At 47.5% G+C, this 21,256-nt stretch carries 20 protein-coding genes; 7 read left to right on the forward strand and 13 right to left on the reverse strand.

Annotation, left to right across the window (positions count from 1 at the left end):
• Window positions 1-26: 26 nt before the first annotated feature.
• From ACFS25_RS20655 to ACFS25_RS20670, 4 genes are all read right to left on the reverse strand, one after another.
• Window positions 27-983, reverse strand: a complete 957-nt coding sequence (locus ACFS25_RS20655) for an isopenicillin N synthase family dioxygenase (protein ID WP_381507034.1) — start codon at window positions 981-983, stop codon at window positions 27-29.
• A gap of 172 nt (window positions 984-1,155) precedes the next feature.
• Window positions 1,156-1,851, reverse strand: coding sequence for a superoxide dismutase (locus ACFS25_RS20660; protein WP_381504792.1), 696 nt, complete (start codon window positions 1,849-1,851; stop codon window positions 1,156-1,158).
• Between the two features lie 194 nt (window positions 1,852-2,045).
• Window positions 2,046-2,657, reverse strand: coding sequence for a recombination mediator RecR (gene recR, locus ACFS25_RS20665; protein ID WP_381504794.1), 612 nt, complete (start codon window positions 2,655-2,657; stop codon window positions 2,046-2,048).
• An 82-nt stretch (window positions 2,658-2,739) separates the two neighbouring features.
• Window positions 2,740-3,018: an ATP-dependent Clp protease adaptor ClpS gene (locus tag ACFS25_RS20670; RefSeq protein ID WP_381504796.1), complete on the reverse strand. Its 279-nt coding sequence runs from the start codon at window positions 3,016-3,018 to the stop codon at window positions 2,740-2,742.
• A gap of 113 nt (window positions 3,019-3,131) precedes the next feature.
• Here ACFS25_RS20670 and ACFS25_RS20675 point away from each other — a divergent pair, with 113 nt between their 5' ends.
• The 3 genes from ACFS25_RS20675 (at window position 3,132) to ACFS25_RS20685 (ending at window position 7,288) form a co-directional block, all read left to right on the forward strand.
• Window positions 3,132-4,595 carry a sodium:solute symporter gene (locus ACFS25_RS20675; RefSeq protein WP_381504797.1) on the forward strand — a complete coding sequence of 488 codons (1,464 nt, stop codon included), beginning with the start codon at window positions 3,132-3,134 and terminating at the stop codon, window positions 4,593-4,595.
• Window positions 4,596-4,712: 117 nt separating this feature from the next.
• Window positions 4,713-6,611: a TlpA family protein disulfide reductase gene (locus tag ACFS25_RS20680; protein WP_381504799.1), complete on the forward strand. Its 1,899-nt coding sequence runs from the start codon at window positions 4,713-4,715 to the stop codon at window positions 6,609-6,611.
• Window positions 6,612-6,763: 152 nt separating this feature from the next.
• Complete coding sequence (locus ACFS25_RS20685; protein ID WP_381504801.1) at window positions 6,764-7,288, forward strand: GNAT family N-acetyltransferase; 525 nt, start codon at window positions 6,764-6,766, stop codon at window positions 7,286-7,288.
• A gap of 72 nt (window positions 7,289-7,360) precedes the next feature.
• On the opposite strand, the gene ACFS25_RS20690 is transcribed toward ACFS25_RS20685, so the two are convergent.
• From ACFS25_RS20690 to ACFS25_RS20705, 4 genes are all read right to left on the reverse strand, one after another.
• Window positions 7,361-8,029 carry an START domain-containing protein gene (locus tag ACFS25_RS20690; protein WP_381504803.1) on the reverse strand — a complete coding sequence of 223 codons (669 nt, stop codon included), beginning with the start codon at window positions 8,027-8,029 and terminating at the stop codon, window positions 7,361-7,363.
• 87 nt (window positions 8,030-8,116) lie between these two features.
• Window positions 8,117-9,157 (reverse strand): MBL fold metallo-hydrolase, encoded by a 1,041-nt coding sequence (locus ACFS25_RS20695; protein ID WP_381504805.1) that lies wholly within the window; start codon window positions 9,155-9,157, stop codon window positions 8,117-8,119.
• A gap of 46 nt (window positions 9,158-9,203) precedes the next feature.
• Window positions 9,204-9,695 carry a methylated-DNA--[protein]-cysteine S-methyltransferase gene (locus ACFS25_RS20700; protein WP_381504806.1) on the reverse strand — a complete coding sequence of 164 codons (492 nt, stop codon included), beginning with the start codon at window positions 9,693-9,695 and terminating at the stop codon, window positions 9,204-9,206.
• Between the two features lie 105 nt (window positions 9,696-9,800).
• Window positions 9,801-11,021, reverse strand: coding sequence for a PQQ-dependent sugar dehydrogenase (locus ACFS25_RS20705; protein WP_381504808.1), 1,221 nt, complete (start codon window positions 11,019-11,021; stop codon window positions 9,801-9,803).
• Between the two features lie 250 nt (window positions 11,022-11,271).
• Here ACFS25_RS20705 and ACFS25_RS20710 point away from each other — a divergent pair, with 250 nt between their 5' ends.
• The 3 genes from ACFS25_RS20710 to ACFS25_RS20720 all read left to right on the forward strand — a co-directional run bounded on the left by ACFS25_RS20710 (window position 11,272) and on the right by ACFS25_RS20720 (window position 14,120).
• Window positions 11,272-12,117 (forward strand): serine O-acetyltransferase, encoded by an 846-nt coding sequence (locus ACFS25_RS20710; protein ID WP_381504810.1) that lies wholly within the window; start codon window positions 11,272-11,274, stop codon window positions 12,115-12,117.
• Between the two features lie 95 nt (window positions 12,118-12,212).
• Window positions 12,213-13,121, forward strand: a complete 909-nt coding sequence (gene cysK / locus ACFS25_RS20715; protein ID WP_381504812.1) for a cysteine synthase A — start codon at window positions 12,213-12,215, stop codon at window positions 13,119-13,121.
• A gap of 129 nt (window positions 13,122-13,250) precedes the next feature.
• Window positions 13,251-14,120 carry a YitT family protein gene (locus ACFS25_RS20720; protein WP_381504814.1) on the forward strand — a complete coding sequence of 290 codons (870 nt, stop codon included), beginning with the start codon at window positions 13,251-13,253 and terminating at the stop codon, window positions 14,118-14,120.
• A 60-nt stretch (window positions 14,121-14,180) separates the two neighbouring features.
• Here ACFS25_RS20720 and ACFS25_RS20725 read toward each other — a convergent pair whose 3' ends face one another.
• The 4 genes from ACFS25_RS20725 to ACFS25_RS20740 all read right to left on the reverse strand — a co-directional run bounded on the left by ACFS25_RS20725 (window position 14,181) and on the right by ACFS25_RS20740 (window position 17,248).
• Complete coding sequence (locus ACFS25_RS20725; protein WP_381504816.1) at window positions 14,181-15,041, reverse strand: SDR family oxidoreductase; 861 nt, start codon at window positions 15,039-15,041, stop codon at window positions 14,181-14,183.
• Window positions 15,042-15,116: 75 nt separating this feature from the next.
• Window positions 15,117-15,710, reverse strand: a complete 594-nt coding sequence (locus ACFS25_RS20730; RefSeq protein WP_381504818.1) for a TetR/AcrR family transcriptional regulator — start codon at window positions 15,708-15,710, stop codon at window positions 15,117-15,119.
• 204 nt (window positions 15,711-15,914) lie between these two features.
• Window positions 15,915-16,682, reverse strand: a complete 768-nt coding sequence (locus ACFS25_RS20735; protein WP_381504820.1) for an SAM-dependent methyltransferase — start codon at window positions 16,680-16,682, stop codon at window positions 15,915-15,917.
• A 98-nt stretch (window positions 16,683-16,780) separates the two neighbouring features.
• Window positions 16,781-17,248 (reverse strand): redoxin domain-containing protein, encoded by a 468-nt coding sequence (locus ACFS25_RS20740; RefSeq protein ID WP_381504822.1) that lies wholly within the window; start codon window positions 17,246-17,248, stop codon window positions 16,781-16,783.
• Window positions 17,249-17,512: 264 nt separating this feature from the next.
• On the opposite strand from ACFS25_RS20740, the gene ACFS25_RS20745 reads away from it, so the two are divergent.
• Window positions 17,513-18,436, forward strand: coding sequence for an ROK family protein (locus tag ACFS25_RS20745; protein WP_381504824.1), 924 nt, complete (start codon window positions 17,513-17,515; stop codon window positions 18,434-18,436).
• 69 nt (window positions 18,437-18,505) lie between these two features.
• Here ACFS25_RS20745 and ACFS25_RS20750 read toward each other — a convergent pair whose 3' ends face one another.
• Window positions 18,506-21,154 (reverse strand): TonB-dependent receptor domain-containing protein, encoded by a 2,649-nt coding sequence (locus ACFS25_RS20750; RefSeq protein WP_381504826.1) that lies wholly within the window; start codon window positions 21,152-21,154, stop codon window positions 18,506-18,508.
• Between the last annotated feature and the right edge of the window lie 102 nt (window positions 21,155-21,256).

The following is a 21,256-nucleotide window of genomic DNA, read 5'->3' on the forward strand; positions in this document are numbered from 1 at the left end:
ACCTGACCATCCTAAACCCTAACCGACTATTTCTTAAGGCCTAGTTCTATTAACCGTTCGTTCAGAAATTCGCCAGCCGTCATGTCCACGTAAATCTTCGGATGTTGAGTATCAATGCAACTATCCAAACTGGTCAGGTCCATGTTGGCGCGGGGGTGCATAAAGAACGGAATCGAATAACGCGATTGGTTCATTTTCTCGCGAGACGGGTTTACAACCTGATGAATCGTGGACTTTAGTTTATGGTTAGTCAGCCGGTCGAGCATATCGCCAACATTTACAACAACCTGATCGGGCAAGGCTGTAATTCCAATCCATTTGCCATCACGCCGGAGCACTTCAAGGCCATCAGCCGATGCTCCCATCAACAGCGTAATGAGATTAATATCACCATGTGGAGCGGCCCGAACGGCCCCGTCCGGCGTGGTGTTTGGGTCGAGTGGAAAATAGTACAACGCCCTCAGAATACTATCTCCGTTCTTTACTTTGTCGTCGAAATAAGTTTCGGGGAGTTCCAGATAAAGGGCAATAGCGCGTAAAAGTTGCTTACCGGCATTTTCGAGCGTCCGGTAAGCCGTCAAGGTAGCGTCGCCAAATTCGGGATATTCCTCGGGCAGCACGTTGCCGGGCATATCGCCTTCTGGTTCTGGTTGACCAATATGGTAAAACTCCTTTAAATCAGCTACTTTAAAGCCTTTGGCCGTTTCTTTACCTTTACCGATATAGCCACGCTGACCATTCAATTCGGGGTGCTCGTACTTCTTTTTTAGGGTATCGGGCGACGAGAAGAAAGCTTGAGCCGACTGGTAAAGTTGCTTGGTTAACTCGGAGGTTAAGCCGTGATTACGAATGGCAACAAAGCCAATCTGGTTAAACGCCCGGCCCAAATCCTGCACAAAGCGGGCCTTACGTTCGGGATCTCCTGAAGTGAAATCCGCCAAATCTAATGACGGTATTTCGTTGTATAATTCTTCGCCTGCCATAGAGTAAACTATTTTCACAAAAATACAAAAGATTGCGAAAACTACCGGTTGCTGGTTAACTGCATTCGTTTGTGTCGATGCTAAAATGAACCCTACTAAATTATTAAAGGGGTAAAAGTGTAAGTGGAAAACCTACGCCTTTTACCCCTTCTATAGAGTTTTTATATACCTTTTATGCGCCGAAGTTCTTACCGACTTTGTTCCAGTCAACTACGTTCCAAAATGCAGTCACGTACTCAGGACGGCGATTTTGGTATTTCAGATAATACGCGTGTTCCCAAACGTCGAGACCCAGAACGGGTGTTCCTTTTTTCTCAGCTAAGGCCATTAGCGGGTTATCCTGATTAGGGGTCGAAATGATTTCAACGTCGTTTCCGTTTTTGATGAGCCATACCCAGCCCGAACCAAAGCGACCCGTTGCGGCTTTGCCCCACTCGGTTTTGAAGTTATCGAACGACGTGTATTTTTTGTTGATGGCATCGGCCAGCGCACCCTTTGGCGCACCACCCGCACCTGGTCCCATAATGTTCCAGAAGAATGTGTGGTTCCAGTGCCCACCAGCATTGTTCCGAACAGCTGCCGGAGTCGTGCTACTCACACTTTTAACCAACGCTTCGATGTCCATCTTCGCCATATCGGTTCCAGCGACGGCTTTATTGAGGTTATCCACATACGCCTTATGGTGTTTGTCGTGGTGAATCTCCATCGTCATCTTGTCGATGTGCGGTTCGAGCGCACCAGCGTCGTAAGGCAGTGGAGCCAGTTTAAACGGCCCTTCGGCTTGAGCAGGCGAAAAGCCGAAGGATCGGAAGGCGATTAAACCGGCCGATGCACTAAAGGCCAATTTCATAAACTCGGAGCGATTCATACGAATGTTGGTTTATAGGGAAATAACAATGTTTTTCGATAACTTATCTTTAACCTCAAGTCTTCGATATTACGGCTTTAACTACAGAGCCGTCAAAACGAAACCTACCTGACAGGCAAATGTTCAGTAACCCATCGTTACAGGTCTAAGGTCGAAAACACAAAGAAAGGGACTTTTCTGAATCCAACAGCATTCTAGTCGTAGGCAATTCGACTAATGATGCTTCGTCCAAGCGTTACCTCATCGGCATATTCGAGATCGCCCCCGATGGGAATGCCCCGCGCAATGGTGGAAATTTTGAGATTAAATGGCTTGATTTTTTTCTGAAGATAAAAGGCCGTTGTGTCACCTTCCATCGTGGGACTGATAGCCAAAATGATTTCGCGCACTTGTTCTGCTTCGGCCCCACGCAGCCGGTTTATGAGCGAATCGATTTGCAAATCGCTTGGCCCAATTCCTTCGACGGGTGAGATAATACCCCCCAGCACATGATACAGCCCTTTATATTGCGCCGTATTCTCGATAGCTAACACATCGCGGGTATCTTCTACCACGCAAATTATTGACTGGTCGCGTCTGTTGCTGGCGCATATCGTGCACAAGTCGTTATCGGACAGGTTGTGGCATTTGCGACAATATTTAACTTTTGTACGCATAGCCGTTAGACTCTGAGCCAGCGTTTCGGTTTGTTCTTCATCGCGTTTGAGCAGGTGCAGTACCAGCCGGAGAGCGGTTTTCTTTCCGATTCCCGGCAGTTTCGACACCTCGTTCACCGCGTCTTCTATAAGTTTGGATGGATACTCCAAGAGGTTAGTGATAAGTTAAAAGTGAAGAGTAAAGAATACCGGTTTACGCAGCTATTCTTCACTCTTCACTCATCATTCTTAACTAATTTAAGACTTCCGCGCTGATGCCCCGGCGGCAAATTTCGTTGCGCATTGGCACAAGTTCTTCCCATGAGCCGTTCTTGACGGAACATTTTCCTTTGTAGTGAATGAGCAGCGTACATTGCTCGGCCTGCTCGGACGTATGTTTACAAACATCGATCAGCGTTTCGATTACATGCTCGAACGTGTTGACCTCGTCGTTGAAGACCACAAGGTTATGAACGTCGGTTTCAACGACTTCGTCGAGCACGTCCACAACGGTTTCTTCAAAAGGTTGCATAGAAGATAAAATGGTGTTTACTTAGCAAATTTACGGCAAAATGGGCACTTTTGAAAGCCATTGCCTTGCTTTAAAAGAACTCCATTTCGGCCCGAAAAGTTGCCTGATTCTCTATGAATACCACCCTCGCTTTAGTCATCCTGATCGCTTATTTCGGGATGCTGATTGCTGTTTCATTCTACACCGCCCGAGGAGCCGACACCAATGCTTTTTTCACCGCCAACCGGCAATCGCCCTGGTGGTTAGTGGCCTTTGGCATGATTGGTACGTCGTTGTCGGGTGTTACTTTTATTTCCGTACCGGGCGCAGTTGGTAAAATCGGCTTTTCGTATTTTCAGGTTGTGCTGGGTTATATCGTTGGGTATTTTGTGATTGGATCGGTACTGATGCCCCTCTATTATCGACTAAACCTGATCTCAATTTACGGCTATCTCGAACAACGGTTCGGGTTTTGGTCCTACAAAGCGGGGGCGGGCTTTTTCCTGCTGGCCCGCACAATAGGTTCGGCGGTTCGGCTCTACGTAGCCGCTGGGGTGTTGCAGATTGCTCTTTTCAATGCCTTAGGCATTCCGTTTGAGGTATCGGTTCTGATTACTATATTTCTGATTTGGATTTATACCTTTAAAGGGGGCGTTAAAACTATTATCGTCACGGATACGCTTCAAACCGTGTTTTTGGTTACAGCTGTTGTACTGACGATTGTCTTAATTTCCAGAGAATTAGGCTTATCGTTTGGCGAGCTGGTGCGGACGGTGAAAGATGATTCAATGTCTAAGGTGTTTTTCTGGGATGCCAATGACCCCAAGAATTTCTTCAAGCAATTTATTTCGGGAACGTTCATTGCCATTGTCATGACGGGCTTAGATCAGGATTTAATGCAAAAGAACCTGACCTGCAAAAACATCGGTGAGGCCCAGAAAAATATGTTCTGGTTTACGGTTACGCTCGTATTCGTCAACTTTATGTTTCTGTCACTCGGGGTGCTATTATACGTTTTTGCTAAACGAGAAGGCATCGAAATCCCCGCCCGCACCGATGATCTTTACCCTATGCTCGCGCTGAATCACCTCGGCTTAGTAGTGGGCATTACGTTCCTGCTAGGTATCACAGCGGCCACTTACGCCAGTGCCGACTCAGCGCTGACAGCGCTAACGACTTCGTTCTGCGTCGATTTCATGAACGTTGAAAAGAAGCCGGAAGCTGAGCGGTCACGAATCAAATACATCGTTCATATTGGATTTTCACTGCTGTTTTACGTCGTCATTCTGATCTTCCGGCAGGTTAATAGTAAGGAAGTCATTACGGCAGTGTTCGATATTGCGGGCTACACTTATGGGCCACTGTTGGGCTTGTATGCCTTCGGGATGTTCAACAAACGTCCGGTTATAGACCGCGCTGTGCCGTTCATTTGTTTAGCATCGCCGGTGCTGACCTATATTATCAATGAGCATTCGGCAGCTTGGTTTGGCGGGTATCAGTTCGGTTTCGAGCGGCTGCTGCTCAATGGTTTGTTTACGTTTGTCGGTTTATGGGCAGTATCGAAACCAGTTGTAAAAGAAGCAGTCATGGTCGTGTAATAAGCGTTACTGTTTGTTTTTGCCAAGGCTATTGTATCTTCGCTCACCGCCGACCCAGAGGGGCGGCACTACACTATAAAGCCCCCCTTCCGGGTCGGCGGTAGTATCGACAGCGTTATGAATAGTAAGACTTTTTTTACCCTGCTTCTCCTGGCCATTGCGGCTCCTGTTGCCAAAGCCCAATTCTGTTTTTTACCGGAACGCCCACAAGTTGGGCAAACGGTTTCATTTACGTACACCCCCCAAACTACACCCCTAGCCACCGACAGCACTATTGAGGGCCGTTATGTACGCTATGGTGCACCCAACGTAATGCAACTCAGCCGACCAGCAAGTGTCACGTTGGTACGAAAAGGAAACGAGTATGTAGGCGAGTTACTGATTCCCCGAAAAGATGTGTCAGGTATGATGCTGCTTTTTAGAAACAGTAAACTGCCACAGCGTACCGATGTAAATAAAGGACAGTTCTATGTCATTCCGGTTTGCGATGCCAGTGGCCGAATTGTTCCACACGCCACTGGTGGACAGGCATCGGTATTTACCCGTAGTCATTTTTTGTACGAAGCAGGAGCCCGACCCGATCCGAATTGGGTAGTTACGCTCTACGAGCACGAAATTCTGCAAAATCCAGACCTGCTTCCGTACTATTGGTCAGATTTGCTGGCGGCTCAGGTCAAGCAAAAAAAGCCCGGTTACGGCCCAAAAGTGAAAGCGGGAATCGAATCATATCTAGCCTCTCGACCAACGCCAACAATAGCCGATTTGACCACTGCCGCTCAGCTATACGAAAGCATGGGCGACTTCCCCAAAGCTAATGCGCTGCGCGAACGCCAAAAGCTGGTAGAACCAACGGGTTCATTAGTACAGAAAGATCGTGCGATGGCCATTCGTAACGAGTCGGACTGGACACGGAAGAAGACGGCGTATCAGGCGTTTTTGACTGAGTTTCCAACCTCGTCATATCTGCCGGCACTTACGGTTCTATTGACCGATGGCTACTTTAAAAATAATGATATTCGAGGTTTGGTAGCGTTTGTCGAGCAACAGCCCGCTTCGCATACAGACGCGTTGATGCTGAACACTATGGCTTTTCAGTTGGCCGACGAACGGCGGTCATTGCCCGAATCCGAACTGCTGATTAAGCGTGCAATGGACGTATTAAAAACACAACCTAAACCAAAAACGGCAACGGGCAATTGGGAAGCGGAAAAACAAACCCGGCAACGGCAATTACTAAACACGTATGCCCGTACTCTGGAACAGCAGGGCAAATACACGGATGCCTACCCTATTTATCAGGAGTTTATTAATCCCGATGATGTGGACAATAGTGATCCGCGCGTCACCGAACGTTACTACCTCTGCGCTCTTCGCACCAATCATGCCGCCGATGCCCGCCCAATGGCTGAAGTAGCTGTTCAGGTTGGGAAAGCAACGCCGGGGTTGAAAACGGCCCTCCGCGACTGGTACGCCAAACAACCGGGCAACACCATCGCTAAAGCCGACACATATCTGACTGGACTGGAAGCGGATTTGCGCGCTGACCAGCGTGATGAACTACAGCAACTGCTCATTAACGAACCGGCCCCGGCCTTCTCTCTAACCGATTTATTGGGCCGAACTATTTCATCGTCGGCCTTCAAGGGGAAAGTAATCGTACTGGATTTCTGGGCGACTTGGTGTGGACCGTGCATTGCCTCATTTCCGGCCATGCAACAGGCACAGACACGGTTCCAAAACGACCCGAACGTTAAGTTTCTTTTTGTCAATACCCGCGAGGGCGGACCGCTGCAACGCGTACACAACTTTATGGATAAGCATCCATATGATTTCGTGGTGCCGCTCGATGGGCAACAGAAAGTAGCGAACGCCTATAAAGTATTGGGTATTCCAACCAAAGTTGTAATTGGTCCCAATGGCCGTGTGCGCTACCGGACAATCGGCTACTCTGGCGATCCAGAAACAACAGTCAACGAGTTAACGCTGGTTGTGGAGATGCTGAAAGAAGGGAAGTAACTTGGCCCTGTTCGCTAACTGAGTGATAAAATCGGGTAAATATTTACTGCTGGTCTGCAAAAACTGCCACCAGCAGCTTTTCTAAACTCAGGCTATACCTAGCGAACGAGTCGTACTGGATAATTTAATGCCTATTAACAAGTATAAAGCTTATGACTATCCGACAAGCCACGACTGCCGATCTCCCGGCTCTGATGAACCTTATCCGGCATATTGTTCCCCTTATGCGCGAAGCCGGTAATTTCCAGTGGGACGATACCTATCCTAATGAAACTGTATTTGGGCAGGATATTGCCAAAAACCAACTTTGGGTTGCCGATATTGATGGACAACTGGCGGGTGTAGCAGCCCTGACCGAAGATCAGGAGCCTGAATACGCACAGGTTGGCTTCGATATCAGCCAGCGGGCTATTGTAACCCACCGATTAGCCGTTAACCCGGCCTTTCGCGGGCAAGGTGTAGCAGCTGCACTGTTAGCCCAGGCCGAGCAGATTGCCATTAAACATGGGATTGCCTTTTTGCGGATTGACACCAACTCGGAGAATCAGATTACGCAGAAACTCTTTCCCAAATTAGGGTATCAGTACGCGGGAGAAATCACACTCAGCTTCCGGCCCGGATTGCGGTTTATGGCCTATGAAAAACAGTTAAAGACAGCGTTTATGCCGTCAGCTTAGAATTTCTAAAGGTCAACTATTCAACTAGTTGACTCCATTATAGCATATATTATCACTAGCTTCAAGCCTACCCTAAGGTGCTAGAAACGCGAAACTCTTCCCCTGATAACGCGGTAAAGCTATACTCTTTCGAATCAGAGCAAACGATTGATAAGCACTCATAGACGCAGCTATGTTATCAAGCCAGGGTGGAATATCTCCGCCTGGATCAATCCGACATGTATAAGTAACCTGCATCTGTTGTTTTGATATTGGACGAACCAACCAGATGGCTAGCCAGTCGACTATGCGAACAGTACCGGGCTGAACGGCCACCAGGTTAGGTACGCCTACGCCCCGCACCTGCAAGAGTTTGGTGACTGGGTCCTGCTCAAAAGTCAATTGAACACTCATATCACGATCACTAACGGGCCAGGGCACTGCAGTGACTACATGATACAGCAGTTCGGTCTCACTCACTCGCCGTATTAACTCCGACGATTTGGTTTTATAAATGACGTTCTTGTAGTTTGCAATGTCTGATAATAGCGCTACCAGTTGACTCTGGGTACCATTCATCGTACACTCAACTTTTAGTTCGTTTGACCGACTGCCGGGTACATGGCGTGAATAGACCTGTATCTGGTCTTTGTCTTTCTCTAAATGCCACGCCTGCTGGGCTTGCGCCTGAACCGCCGTTGCACTTAACAAACACCCACCGAAGATCAACCCTAAATAGCACCCTACTTTCCGTAACTTCATATCGTATTTATGCCTGTTCATCAACGCTTTCTCCTACCACTATACTAAAACAAACGTATGACCATTGCTTTTGTTGGCAACTAAGCCTTACTTAAACACCATCGGGTGTCCTTCTTTCGGTACCAGAAACAGGTGTTCTGGGATATTCGTTGCCTGTAACGCTTTCCGCAAATCATCGGCGGGTTCGGCCAAACCATCATCTCCCTGCTGAAAGGTACCAAAATGAATGCTTACTGCCTGCATGGCTTTCAGATCAACAAATGCCTTCACAGCCCCGGCTGGCGAAACATGAACAGGTGCCATAAACCACTCTGGCCGGTAGGACCCAATGGGCAACAGAGCCAACTTGATAGGACCAGTCGCCGACGTACGGGCCTGCTCGGCAATTCGTTTGAAATGTGAGCCATAGCCGCTATCTCCGCAAAAATACGTTGTTCCAAAACTTGTGTGAAGCAGATAACCACACCAGAGCGTTTCGTTGCGGTCGCCAATGCTCCGGTTACTAAAGTGCTGTGCCTGTGTGCAACTTAAGGAAAGGTTGTCATTTATCCGAAGTGTATCATTCCAGTCAAGTTCGCGAGTTGTTCGTCCACCAACCGATTTAGGCAAATAGGATACACCGAGGGGCGCAATGAACAATGGATTATGCGCTTTTACCAGTTTTTTGATTGTGGGCAGATCAAGATGATCGTAGTGATTATGACTCAGCAATACTACGTCAATGGGAGGCAATTCCTCAAAACGTAACCCTGGTGGCCGTTTGCGCTTAATGCCTAACCACGACGTTGGTCCTACCCGTTTTGACCAAACAGGATCGGTCAGAATGTTGATCCCGGCTGTCTGAATCAGAAATGTAGAGTGATTCACAAATGTAAGCACCAGACTATCTCCCATAATACGTGTGGCGGGTCGAGCGCCCACAAAAGCGTCTGGTTGCTCAGGCCAGGGGCCTTTGTCGCGGTGGAGCAACCACTTTAACACCCCGCCCGATGATTGCTCAGCTATACCTGGATTGAAAAACTTCTTACCATTAAAATGGTTAGTAAGGGGCCCTTTGTAGCGCGGGGCGCAAGCTAAGATAGTTAGAAGTAAGCATGACAATACTAGCAAAGACACTGTAGTAGGCATTAGGTATAGGTACGTATTTTGTTGGCTACTAAGTTGATTAGCTACGTCAAAACAGCGACAGCTGTCCAGTACGGGCAAAGGCTCCTTCATGCTCCAGTAACCATTGCTTGCGCCACAGACCACCAGCGTATCCGGTGAGCGAGCCATCGGAGCCGATAATACGATGGCAAGGTACCACAATCCAGAGCGGATTTCGGCCATTAGCTGCTGCCACTGCCCGAATTGCTTTTTCGTCACCGATGCGCCGGGTCAAAGTCATATAGGAAAGTGTTTTGCCAAAGGGAACATCGAGCAACGCCCGCCAAACAGCCTGCTGAAAAACCGTTCCTACCGGATTTAGCGGAAAATCAAATGACTGCCGCGCTCCAGCGAAATAATCCTGTAGTTGCTCAACGGCCAACCGAACGGGCTCCGCAAGTGGCGTTTCCATCAGGCTTTCACTCATTGACCCATCGTTGCAGGAGATGGTAGAAACCCCACTATCATCGCCGGTGATACGTACTAAACCCAGTGGTGAGTCAAAAACGGTGGTCGTCATCAGTTACTCTACAGAATAAAGTCTCAAGATACAAAAAAAGCCCACTGCCTAAGCAGTGGGCTTCCTAATCAACTAGTATTGTTTTTGTCTGGCAAAAAGAATTAATCAGTTTCCAACCAGTTTCAGAATCTTTCCCGAGCCCAGATCGCAGAGGTACAGTTCTTTCTTCTGGTCTTCGCCAAACGCCGAAATGTTTCCCGCCTGCGTCACGATTTCCTGATTGGCGGCAGCTTTACTACCATTTGGCGTTAGTGCCCAAACACGTCCGCTGGCGTAATCAGCATAGATGTATTTTCCACGCAGAGCGGGACTTGCAGCCCCTCTATAGACGACTCCGCCCGTAATCGATACATCCCCACTATCGTGCGTGTACTGCCAGACTGGCGCGATCAAATCAGTTGCGTTCACGCTGTTATCCTTTGCGTTAAAATCTGCATTGGCTTCCTTAACTCGCCAGCCGTAATTGCCACCTTTGGTAACAATGTCAACTTCTTCAATTTTGTCCTGGCCTACATCGCCCGCCCACAGGCGGCCCTGTTCATCGAAACTAACCCGCCAGGGATTGCGTAGTCCATAGGCAAAAATTTCTTCCCGATACCCATTCGTATTACCTTTAAATGGATTGTCGGTTGGGATACCATATTGCCCTTTATCAGTACTATTTACATCTACGCGTAAGATTTTCCCTAACCAGCTGCTTCGGTTCTGGCCGTTGTTTTGCGGGTCGCCCCCACTGCCACCGTCTCCGGTAGAAACGTACAAATACCCATCTGGTCCAAACAGAACTTTGCCCCCGTTATGGTTGGCATACGGCTGTCCAAACTTGAACAGAATCACCTCTGACGCGGGATCAACCGTCAACGATCCAGCCGATTGCGCTTTAAATCGACTCACAATGGTTTCGCGGGGGTTGTCTTTGGTGTAGTTGACGTAGAAAAAGCCGTTCTGTTTAAAATCGGGGTGAAAGGCTAGTCCCAACAATCCCATTTCGCCACCAGACGCTACTTTACTTCGAATATCTACATATGTACCGGCTGAGGCTGTATTGGCATCGTTCTCAAATACTCGAATACGCCCTGCCTGTTCCACCACAAATACGCGATTACTGCCATCGTTAGCATATGTATACTCTACTGGCGATGAAAACGTAAGTTTAGGGTACGCGTTGACAACTTTTGCCGATAGGGTATTTGCACTGGTACCTGTTGAATCCGGCACCATTGTGTTCGTCTGTGTAGTAGACTGGCAGGCCGATGCGACCAGCCAGGAAACACCAGACGTAGCTGCCAGCGAAAGTGTAAATGCGATGACGGTTTTACTTAACATGATATTTCACTTCATTTATTTATCTATTTTTCACTGCAAATCAGGTTCCAATTAGGACCGTCGAACTTTGCGGCCCGCATTTTGTTTCAAATTCATAGAATCTATTGGTTATAAACCTCCTTTTTATTCGTTTAACGAACAGCCAGAGAGTGTACTATTTCCACAAAGTGGGGCGTAGATTCTACCGAACCTGCGTTCCGACGCACGAGCGGGCCTGCGCTTCAGCCTTCCGATACAGATACGAACAGTCATGACTACCGACACCAGTACCTTTCTTGATCACCTACAAACCCAGCGGGCGCGTTACCGCTATAAACTTCCATCGCGACCTGATGCCGGACGATTTATCGACCAAATGATGCGGCTGCTTTTTCCCGTTACGCAGGATTGCAAGTCCATTTCGCAACATGTGGAAGAAACGTATCAGAATCTTAATGAGCAGCTCATTTGCCTGTTGCATCCGTTAGAAAAAAATCTAACCGAAAGCCCAGCGACGATTACCGAACGTTTTTTCGAGCACTTACCCGGAATTTATGACAGGTTGCTGTTAGATGCCCATGCCATTGCGGACAATGATCCGGCGGCTGTTGGTATTGAGGAAGTGGTAGCCGTTTATCCCGGTTTTTATACGATCTCGGTTTATCGCATTGCTCACGAGTTACTTAAACTCAATGTTCCTCTTTTGCCCCGTATGCTTACAGAATATGCGCACGGTCAGACAGGCATTGACATTCATCCCGGCGCACAAATTGGCCGGTCGTTTTTCATTGACCATGGTACGGGCGTCGTTATTGGCGAAACAACCATAATCGGCGATAACGTCAAGATTTATCAGGGCGTGACGCTCGGCGCTACGCACGTGGCGAAATCCATGGCACAGAAAAAACGGCATCCAACTATTGAAAACAACGTAGTTATCTATGCGAATGCTACGATCCTGGGTGGTTACACCGTTGTTGGACACGACTCAGTAATTGGCGGCAACGTTTGGCTAACTACCAGCGTTGAAGCGCACTCACTCGTTTTTCATCAACACCAAACCGATGTGAGGTTAAGATCGCTGGAAAGCATCGAGCCAATCAATTTTGTGATCTAATCAATCAGGCAGACAAACTCGTTGACTACTCAGCGACTGATTTTGCTACCTACTTCATTGCCCCAATCTACTAACTATTCCTTTCCTGACACTAAATGAAAGCGACTTCCATTCTCGACACTATTGGCAATACACCCCATGTGCGCATCAATCGGCTATTTCCGGGTTACGAAGTTTGGTCGAAGCATGAGCGGGCCAATCCTGGCGCGAGCATAAAAGACCGCATTGCGCTGGCCATGATTGAAGATGCCGAAGCAAAAGGCATACTCACTACCGACAGCACTATTATTGAGCCAACGTCGGGTAACACCGGCATTGGGCTGGCGATGGTCGCAGCGGTGAAGGGCTACAAAATCATTCTGGTCATGCCCGAATCCATGAGCATTGAACGACGTAAAATTATGGCGGCTTATGGAGCCGAGTTCGACCTGACACCCCGCGAGAAAGGGATGAAAGGAGCTATTGAACGAGCACAGGAACTAGTTGCTCAAACACCCGGTGCTTGGATGCCGCAACAGTTCGAGAATCAAGCAAACATCGATGTGCACGTTAACAAAACGGCGCAGGAAATTTTGGCTGATTTCCCTGATGGGTTCGACGTACTCATTACCGGTGTTGGTACCGGTGGGCATATAACTGGTGTAGGTCAAGTACTCAAACAGAAATTTCCCAGGTTAAAAATTTACGCTGTAGAGCCTGAATTATCACCGGTCATCAGTGGTGGTGCACCAGGCCCCCACCCCATTCAGGGCATCGGCGCAGGGTTCATTCCCCAGAATCTACATACCGATATACTGGATGGCGTTATTCAGGTGAGCAAAGAAGAAGCCTATGAAATGGCTCGCCGGTCGGCTCGGGAAGAAGGTACGTTTGTGGGTGTCTCATCAGGAGCATCGCTGGCAGCTATCGCAAAGAAATTGCCAGATCTCACACCCGGCAGCCGAATTTTAACGTTCTGTTATGACACGGGCGAGCGCTATTTATCTATAGAAGGCTTATATTGAGAAGATAATCGAGTGGGCAAATGGTAGACTAGGTAAATAGATGCTATTTATTTAGTCTACCATTTGCCGTGTACTCACTCGGCTAATTACCTGCTCGCCACCCGTTTCAGTCCATCCACTCGTCAACTTATGCCCGGACATACCTCTTCTTACCGAATAATTAAAGATACCGTTTTTATTGTTGCTGGCGTGCTCAGTGCCGGTATGGGCATCAAAGGCTTTCTCTTGTCAAGTCATTTTATTGACGGGGGCGTTACAGGAGTTTCGATGTTACTAGCCTCGTTAATCAGCGTACCGCTACCGATCTGGTTATTAGTCATTAACCTGCCCTTTATTGGCTTGGGTTATCGGCAGTTTGGCCGTCAGTTTGCTCTCAAAAGTACGCTGGCCATCACAGGTCTATCCATCAGCCTGGCAATCATTCCCTATCCGGATGTAACACCCGATTTCTTATTAACAGCGGTTTTCGGTGGTTTCTTCATTGGCGCTGGCATTGGGCTGGCCATGCGGGGAGGGGCCGTATTAGACGGAACGGAAATTGCAGCTTTACTCATCAGTCGGAGTAGTCCTATCCTGAAAGTGAGCGATGTAATCTTATTACTTAATGTGCTCATTTTTGGTGCTGCGGCCTTCTTTCTAGGCATAAATCCAGCTCTTTATTCGATGATTACCTACTTCGCTGCGTCGAAAACTGTGGATTTTGTTATTCATGGTATTGAAGAATATACCGCCGTTCTGATCATCTCTAAACAAAATGAATTGATTCGGGAGCATATTATCGAACAGGGTTGGGGCATAACTATTCTGAAAGGTCAGGGAGGATATGGTAAACACGGGAGTCACCAGGACCTTGACAGTGTTCTTTACACGGTAGTGACTCGTCTGGAAATCAGCCGTCTGCGGACGATGGTCACCGAAGTTGACCCAAAGGCGTTTATCATTCAACACAGCGTGGATGATGTCGCTGGCGGCAAAGTAAAAAGCTTGCCTATGCATTAGGCGTATGGACGGGTCCGAAAATAAAAGCGTCTAATAGCCTTTGGAACAGTTTACTCTGTACTACTGCTGTCCAAACTGCTCCAGCGTAGTCTTGGGTTCTCCCAAATCGGCCCAAGTTTGGCCAGCCTCAAAGGCTTCGGGGTATTTGTTAATGGCTTCGGTTATATGCCAACCGTAATCGGCCTGTGCTGAAAATAGTCGTCCAACTTGCAGTAGTAATGGGGGAACTGTAAGTATACTTAATGTTTCCTTTTTGTGAGCTGCTACAAACCGTTCGGCGGCTTCGTGTTGAGTGACAGCTTCTGGTCCCTGAATAACATATTCCTGATTCTGCCCATCCTGCGCAATCAGGAAAGCCTGTACCACCTGTTTTCCGTAGTCATGGGCAGCTATGAACATGGGCCGTACAAATGATCGACCAATCAGAAGTACAAATCTTCCCACTCGTTGTGACCCATTTAGGGTTTCCATAAAACAGGATGGATAAAAAATACTATATGGAATACCCGATGCTTTAATAAGTTGTAGTGCCTCCCGTTTAACATCAAATGCCCACCAATTGAACCCGTTCATGCCCTGATACCGCATGACAATTGACGATAAATAGCCAATTCGCCGGATACCAACCATTCGAGCAGCTTGAAGTAGGTTTGCCAATCCCTCTGCTTCGGTATGAAAATAAGCTTTCTTCTCGTTTTGCTTGATGGACAGATTCAGATACACAACATCAACTCCACGCAGGGCGTTAGTCATACTCTGAGCATCGCGCATGTCACCAGCAACAATATCCGCACCAGGAAATAGCTGATTCGCTTTTTCGACATCACGGGCGATGATGCGAACAGAAAAACCAGCCTGGATAAACTCCTGCGTTACGGGCTGACCAAGCATACCGGTAGCGCCGATGATGGCAATATGCATGAGCTATAATCAAGTAGAGCGGACTTCTACCTACTCCATATTTACTAACAACGGGTTTCCACCCACATTACTTATCTATCTTAAATCACGTATAAACCGGCGCATTGTTTCGCGATAGGCTTGTTCGGACTGGTCAAGTGGTTGCTCGTCTTTTAGAAGCATGGACAACATAATCGTACCGTGTGACACCGACCACCACTGAAAATATAGTCGCTTGATACTCTCCTCTGCTTTAGGAATAAAAGAGAAGATGGCTTGGCGCACAATACGACCGACAGACTGCATTGGTTCTGACTGATAGACAGGTATTGTGCAATAAGCCCCGTCCAAATTGTACATAACCTGATAAATCTCCGGCTGCTGGCGGGCAAATTCCCACTGAACGAGCGAGATTTCATAAAGCCGCTTCTCGGGATCCCGGTACAGTTTCAGAATGCGTTCGTACTCCTGATATAAATGCAGGAAACCCTCATTCCGTATTTCGTCTAAAAGAACATCTTTACTGTCGAAGTATTCATAAACTATAGGGGCACTATATTCTATTGCGTCAGCTATTTTGCGGATCGATACGGCTTGCCAACCCTCCCGACGCGCAATTGATTTTGCCGTTTTTATGATCCCGGAACGGGTTTGTTCCCGACTACGTAACTTTCGTTCGATGGTTTCCATAAAATACCAGTTAATTAAGTCGTCGGTTAACGGTGTTAAATTGGTAGAAAACTACGGATTTACTATGATTTAATGCAATTTTTCTTAAAAAAGTTAAAGAAATTCTACAATAAACTACGCAAACAACTGACAAGCACTACATTAAACCAAAACTAGTTACATATTATTAAATTAATGTAAGAGGAACTAGTTGATATTAAGTACTCAACTTTTTTTAGCTACTATCCAAACCGCTTCGTCACCAAGTGTGAACATATCTCCTTCGACAGTACCATAACAATCAACGACCGTCAAGCCTGCTTCACTGAATAACCTACAGAGTTCGGCAAGCGTGTACACAAAATGCTGTGCCGTTCGGGTTTGGGTTTCACCCGCCCGCACATAAGTCAGATGTGAGTCGATACGGCTATCGCGGGGGTCATATTCATTCTCAACTAAAAATAGAATAGGTTCGTCTCCATCATGCCCAATAGGTTGCCAGCTACGAGCCTGATAGTCAGGCAAAATTGATTCGGCAATCATTTCGGAATGGGCCAGAAACTGTCCACCCTGCTTCAACAGTCCGGCAATGCGTGTTAGAAATGCCAGCATGTCGGACCGGGGGAAAAAACTAAAGCTGTTGCCTAAACAATAAGCCGCATCAAAAGAAGCATTGGCTCCAAGATCAGCTTCGGGCATAGTCATGAAATCGTCCATGATAGCAACCAAAGGCAATTTTTCGGCCTTAGCAACGGCCTTTATTTCGGCAATATATTCCTCCGAAATATCGACACCCGTCACGCGGGCACCCATCCGTGCCAGTGGCAACGCATGACGACCATAGCCACAGAAGATATCCAGCAAGCGATCATTGGGACCAAACTCCAACGTCTCAACGAGTAATTCGAGGTCAAGCTGTGTTTGTTCTTCCGTTTGCGCGGCCTTCCAGGCATCTTGCGGTAATCCATGAAAAAAGTTGTGATACCAGGCCATTTTCGAATGAAGAATTATGAATGATAGGTTATGAATGACCTCAGTCTCAAGGTATTCATCATCGAGCAGACGCGCCCGCTATTCGTCATACTTCAACATTAATTAAGTGAGGTCAGGGTTTCCTGAATAGCTTGAAAATCAGGAATGTCACCAGCACTTTCGAGCACTTCGGCATATTGAATTACACCGTCCTGATCAACCACAAACGCCGAACGTTTACTAACGCCCTTCAGATTCAGCACGAAGGTTTCGTAAAAGGAACCATACGCGGGTGAGACTTCTTTGTTAAAATCGGACAGCAAATCGAATGGCAGCTTCTGGTCTTCTTTAAATTTGGCCAGTGTAAACGGTGAATCAACCGAAATGCCCACAATTTCGGCGTTTAGGTCCGAATACGTATTAATATTGTCACGCATTTCACAAAGCTCAGCCGTACAGGTACTTGTAAAAGCCATCGGGAAAAAGAGGATAATAACATGTTTACCCTTGAAATCCGTCAGCGAAACTTCCTTCTTATCGCTGTTAAAGAGGGTGAACTCAGGAGCTTTCTGGCCGGGTGTAAGCATAGTATATTTTTAATTTTGACTTTATGATCGTTGATTTGATGTCAAATCTGTTCGAGATACGAAATTCCGAAAAAGCGAAGGGAAAACAAGCTCTTTTTCTATAGTAAATAATTCATATGTTGTGCGAATCTGTAGAAAGGGCTGTAGCGATTGCCAAACTTAGTTGTTGAGCGAGCAGTAGCAAACGAGTATAAACAGCAAATTAGCTACTATAAACCTTATACGGTTTGGCACAGAAATCAGAATCATAGACCATTTTTTTACATGCAAAATTATTGGGGCATTGACTTAGGCGGTACCAAAATTGAAGGTGTTATACTGTCCGCTCCCTCACCAAACGCCGTCATTATTCGCAAACGGATTGACACGGAAGCCCATAAAGGCTATGACCATATTATGGCCCAGATTGTTCGGCTTGTTGATATATTGAAAGCTGAAACCGGTCTGAAACCTGATCGCATTGGGTTTGCAACGCCCGGCACCTTCGATCCGACCCGGCAAACAATGAAAAATTGTAACACAACGGCGCTGAACGGCCGCCCGATGAAACAGGATCTGGCCCGGCTGCTGGGCGTTCCGGTTGCAGTAGCCAATGATGCGAATTGTTTTGCACTGGCTGAATCGACAATGGGTATTGTGCCAGATGTTGTTCCCGAGTTCCAAACCGTTTTCGGTGTCATCATGGGTACGGGCGTTGGCGGAGGAGTCGTCATTCGCGGGCGAGATGGTGTACCATTCGTATTAAACGGCTTGCAGGGCATTGGTGGCGAATGGGGCCATAATATTCTGGAAGAAAACGGTCCCCCTTGCTACTGTGGCAAACGCGGCTGCAATGAGCAGGTTATTTCTGGCCCGGCTCTGCAACGATATTATCAGCAGATAAGTGGCGAGGAACGGACGATGAAGGAAATCATGGATCGGTATCAGCAGGGAAACGACCTGGTGGCCAGTCAAACCGTTAACCGGCTACTTGAATATTTCGGGCGGGCAATTTCCGTCATTATTAATATTCTCGATCCAGATGCCATTGTTCTTGGTGGGGGTGTTGGTAATGTTGACCTGCTTTATACCGAAGGTGTTGAGCGAGCAAAAAAGTACGTCTTTAATAGCCGGGAAATAAACACGCGCTTCCTGAAACCCAAATTAGGCGACAGTGCAGGTGTATTTGGCGCAGCCTTATTGCCGTAGAGTGGAACAAGAGAAAGGGCAATAGGTGATACCTATTGCCCTTTCTCTTGTTCCTATTCTTGTCTTATCCTACCGAGGTCGGCGAGTACCACCAGCGGCTGGTGCTGCTTGTTGTTGTTCGCCACCACCTTCACCACCTTTCACGTCGTCGTTTTCGACCGAACGTCCTTTTTTACGCTGCGGCTGATCAAAGCTCAGCTTCCCAAACTTGTAGCTAAAGTTGGCTCGGACACCAGCATTGTACATGCTAGTCACGCTATTCTGAGCAAAAATGGGTGATGATGACTCCGACCGAATCGTGAATGGATGACTGAAAAAGTTCTCAGCAGCAATACCGAAGCTGCCACGTTTGTCTTTCAGGTCTTTCTTCACGCCAAGACTGTAGAAGGCAAATCCGCCCTGATAACCCTGCAATTGTATTTGCTTACCCCGAATAAAGCCAAAACCCTGCATTCCCCAGCCATTTTTGAGTGTCAGGTTTGTGAAGAACCGTCCAGTTACAACCCATCCCGAATTGGTAGCATTGTAAACAGACGCGGCATTGTTGTTGGTTAGATAAGAATAATAGAGATCGAATCCTCCACCAATTTGCCATCTCGAGAAAAATGTTGCGTTTCCAAACACGTTCGTCCCGTAGGCCGATTCACGGCCTATGTTTAAGTAGGATGTTTGAATAGCCTGCGCCAGCGTCGGGTTAGTCACTTGCCCCGCACCAGTAGTAACGGTATCGCGAACGCTGGTAATGGAGTTGTTTGTTTGCCGGGCAAACAGCGCAACATTCAGGTACACATTTTTGATATAGGCGCTGGTACTTAACTCAAGATTGTCGGTCAACTCAGGCGATAGCAACGGATTTCCCTTGGTAATACTGGTTGGGTTCGATGTGTTGACGTTCGGATTCAAGAACTGGATACCAGGACGTTGCAACCGCCGATTATAAGCCAATTTGATGGTTTTGCCCCCCTTCAATGACTTTGATATATTGATACTCGGCACCAGATTGCTGTAACTGGGAATACCCAAATCGGTTCCGGCAGCTCCGCCCTGCTCACCCGGCTGATTCTGGCTGTAGTTCGCCGTAATTGTGGTGTGCTCGTAGCGCGTTCCGGCCTTGATAGTGTATTTGTTTTTTGTTGTCAGCGTGTAAGAAACATAACCAGCCCCAATATTCTGGTCATAATTCAGCGTGTTGGCGGAGCGGGTCGGATCAACTAACAGTTCGCCGGATCCGCTACCAACTCTGTAGCTAAATGCACTTTCAACCTGCCGGAAAATGCCTTTGCCACCAAATTCAAGCATCTGATTTTTGCCGATCGGCGTTTGGTAATCGCCCTGTATCGTTGATTCCTGATTATAGCTGTTGTTCAGGTTCTGCTGACGAGCTACAATGGTCGAGAAATCGGCTGAACTTAAAATATCAGCGGTGAAGTCGTTATTACGATTGTTGCGGCTGAACTGTGCCGATAAGCTCAGCTCCTGCTGCGGCTTGTCAAACGTGCGTGTGTAATCAACGTTTGCATCGACTGTACCCGACAAATCTTTGGTGAGTACGTTACGATCCGACACGATTGGAAAATACGAACTTGGGGAGATCGTGCGTGTCAGGAAATTGTCCTGATTCTGGTAGTTATTACGTGCACCGTAACGCAAACTAGCAGTGATAGAGCTGGTTTTGCTGATGTCGTAATCCCACCCAAGAGTATACTGGCCAAAAATTCCGTGCATCCGCGTGTCAGCCGTTTGATCGGTGGTTGTCGTACCGTTACTGCCAAACGTTCTCTGGGTGTTAGCAAAGCGACCGAGTACGTTGTAATTCGCCCGCCCAAAACCGCTCAGGCTAAAGCCCATTTTACCGGTTCGCAGGTTACCGTTCAAACCAAGATTAGTACCCCGGTTACCCACACCCGAATCGACATTGAGTGTAAAGCCCTGTAAAGTAGTTTTCTTCGTGATGATGTTGATAATCCCCGCTGACCCTTCGGCATCATATTTAGCTGAAGGACTGGTAATTACCTCAACCGTTTTAATCATATCGGCTGGAATTTGCTTCAACGCATCAGCCACGCTGCTAGCAACAATGGTGGAGGGTTTGTTGTTGATCAACACCCGCACGTTGCTACTACCCCGCAAACTGACATTACCGTCTAAATCCACCGACAAGAGCGGCACTTTACGCATTACATCGGTGGCATCGCCCCCTTTAGCGGTAATGTCTTTCTCGGCATTATAGACCAGTCGGTCAACTTTTTCTTCCACCAGCGACGACTGCCCAACAACTTCGACTTCTTTCAGCGTCCGAACATCGGCACCCAATTTAATCGCCCCTAAGTTAATGTCACCTTTACGGTCGAGTTTAACACTCGAAATGGTTTTGTTCCGGTAACCAACAAACGAAATCAGGAGTTGAAAATCACCCTGTGGCAATTTGGTAAGCGTAAACTTACCCTTGTCATCGGCAACGGTTCCGTCAATTGGCTTTTTCGTCTGTGCATTAACCAGAGCGACACTGGCAAACTCAACGGGCTTACCCGTTGTTGAATCAGTCACTATACCGGTTAGTTTCGCACTGCCTCGGGGCGAATCATCGCTCGACGTACCGGGAATAGCAACTGCCGGTCTCTGCCCACCGCCCGGTAACGCCGGAAACTGCGCCCACACCACATTTGGGGCTGTTAACAAGGCAGTACCTACGCATAGAGAAAGTAATACTTTTTTCATATTCAGGTAAAAATCAATAAATAGAGTAAATCACTGTATATGTCAACTTGGGATAATTCCACAAAGACAACCTAGTTGACCAAAATTCGGGACAAATTTCCT

Source organism: Spirosoma flavum, assembly GCF_042686045.1.
GTDB lineage: Bacteria > Bacteroidota > Bacteroidia > Cytophagales > Spirosomataceae > Spirosoma > Spirosoma flavum.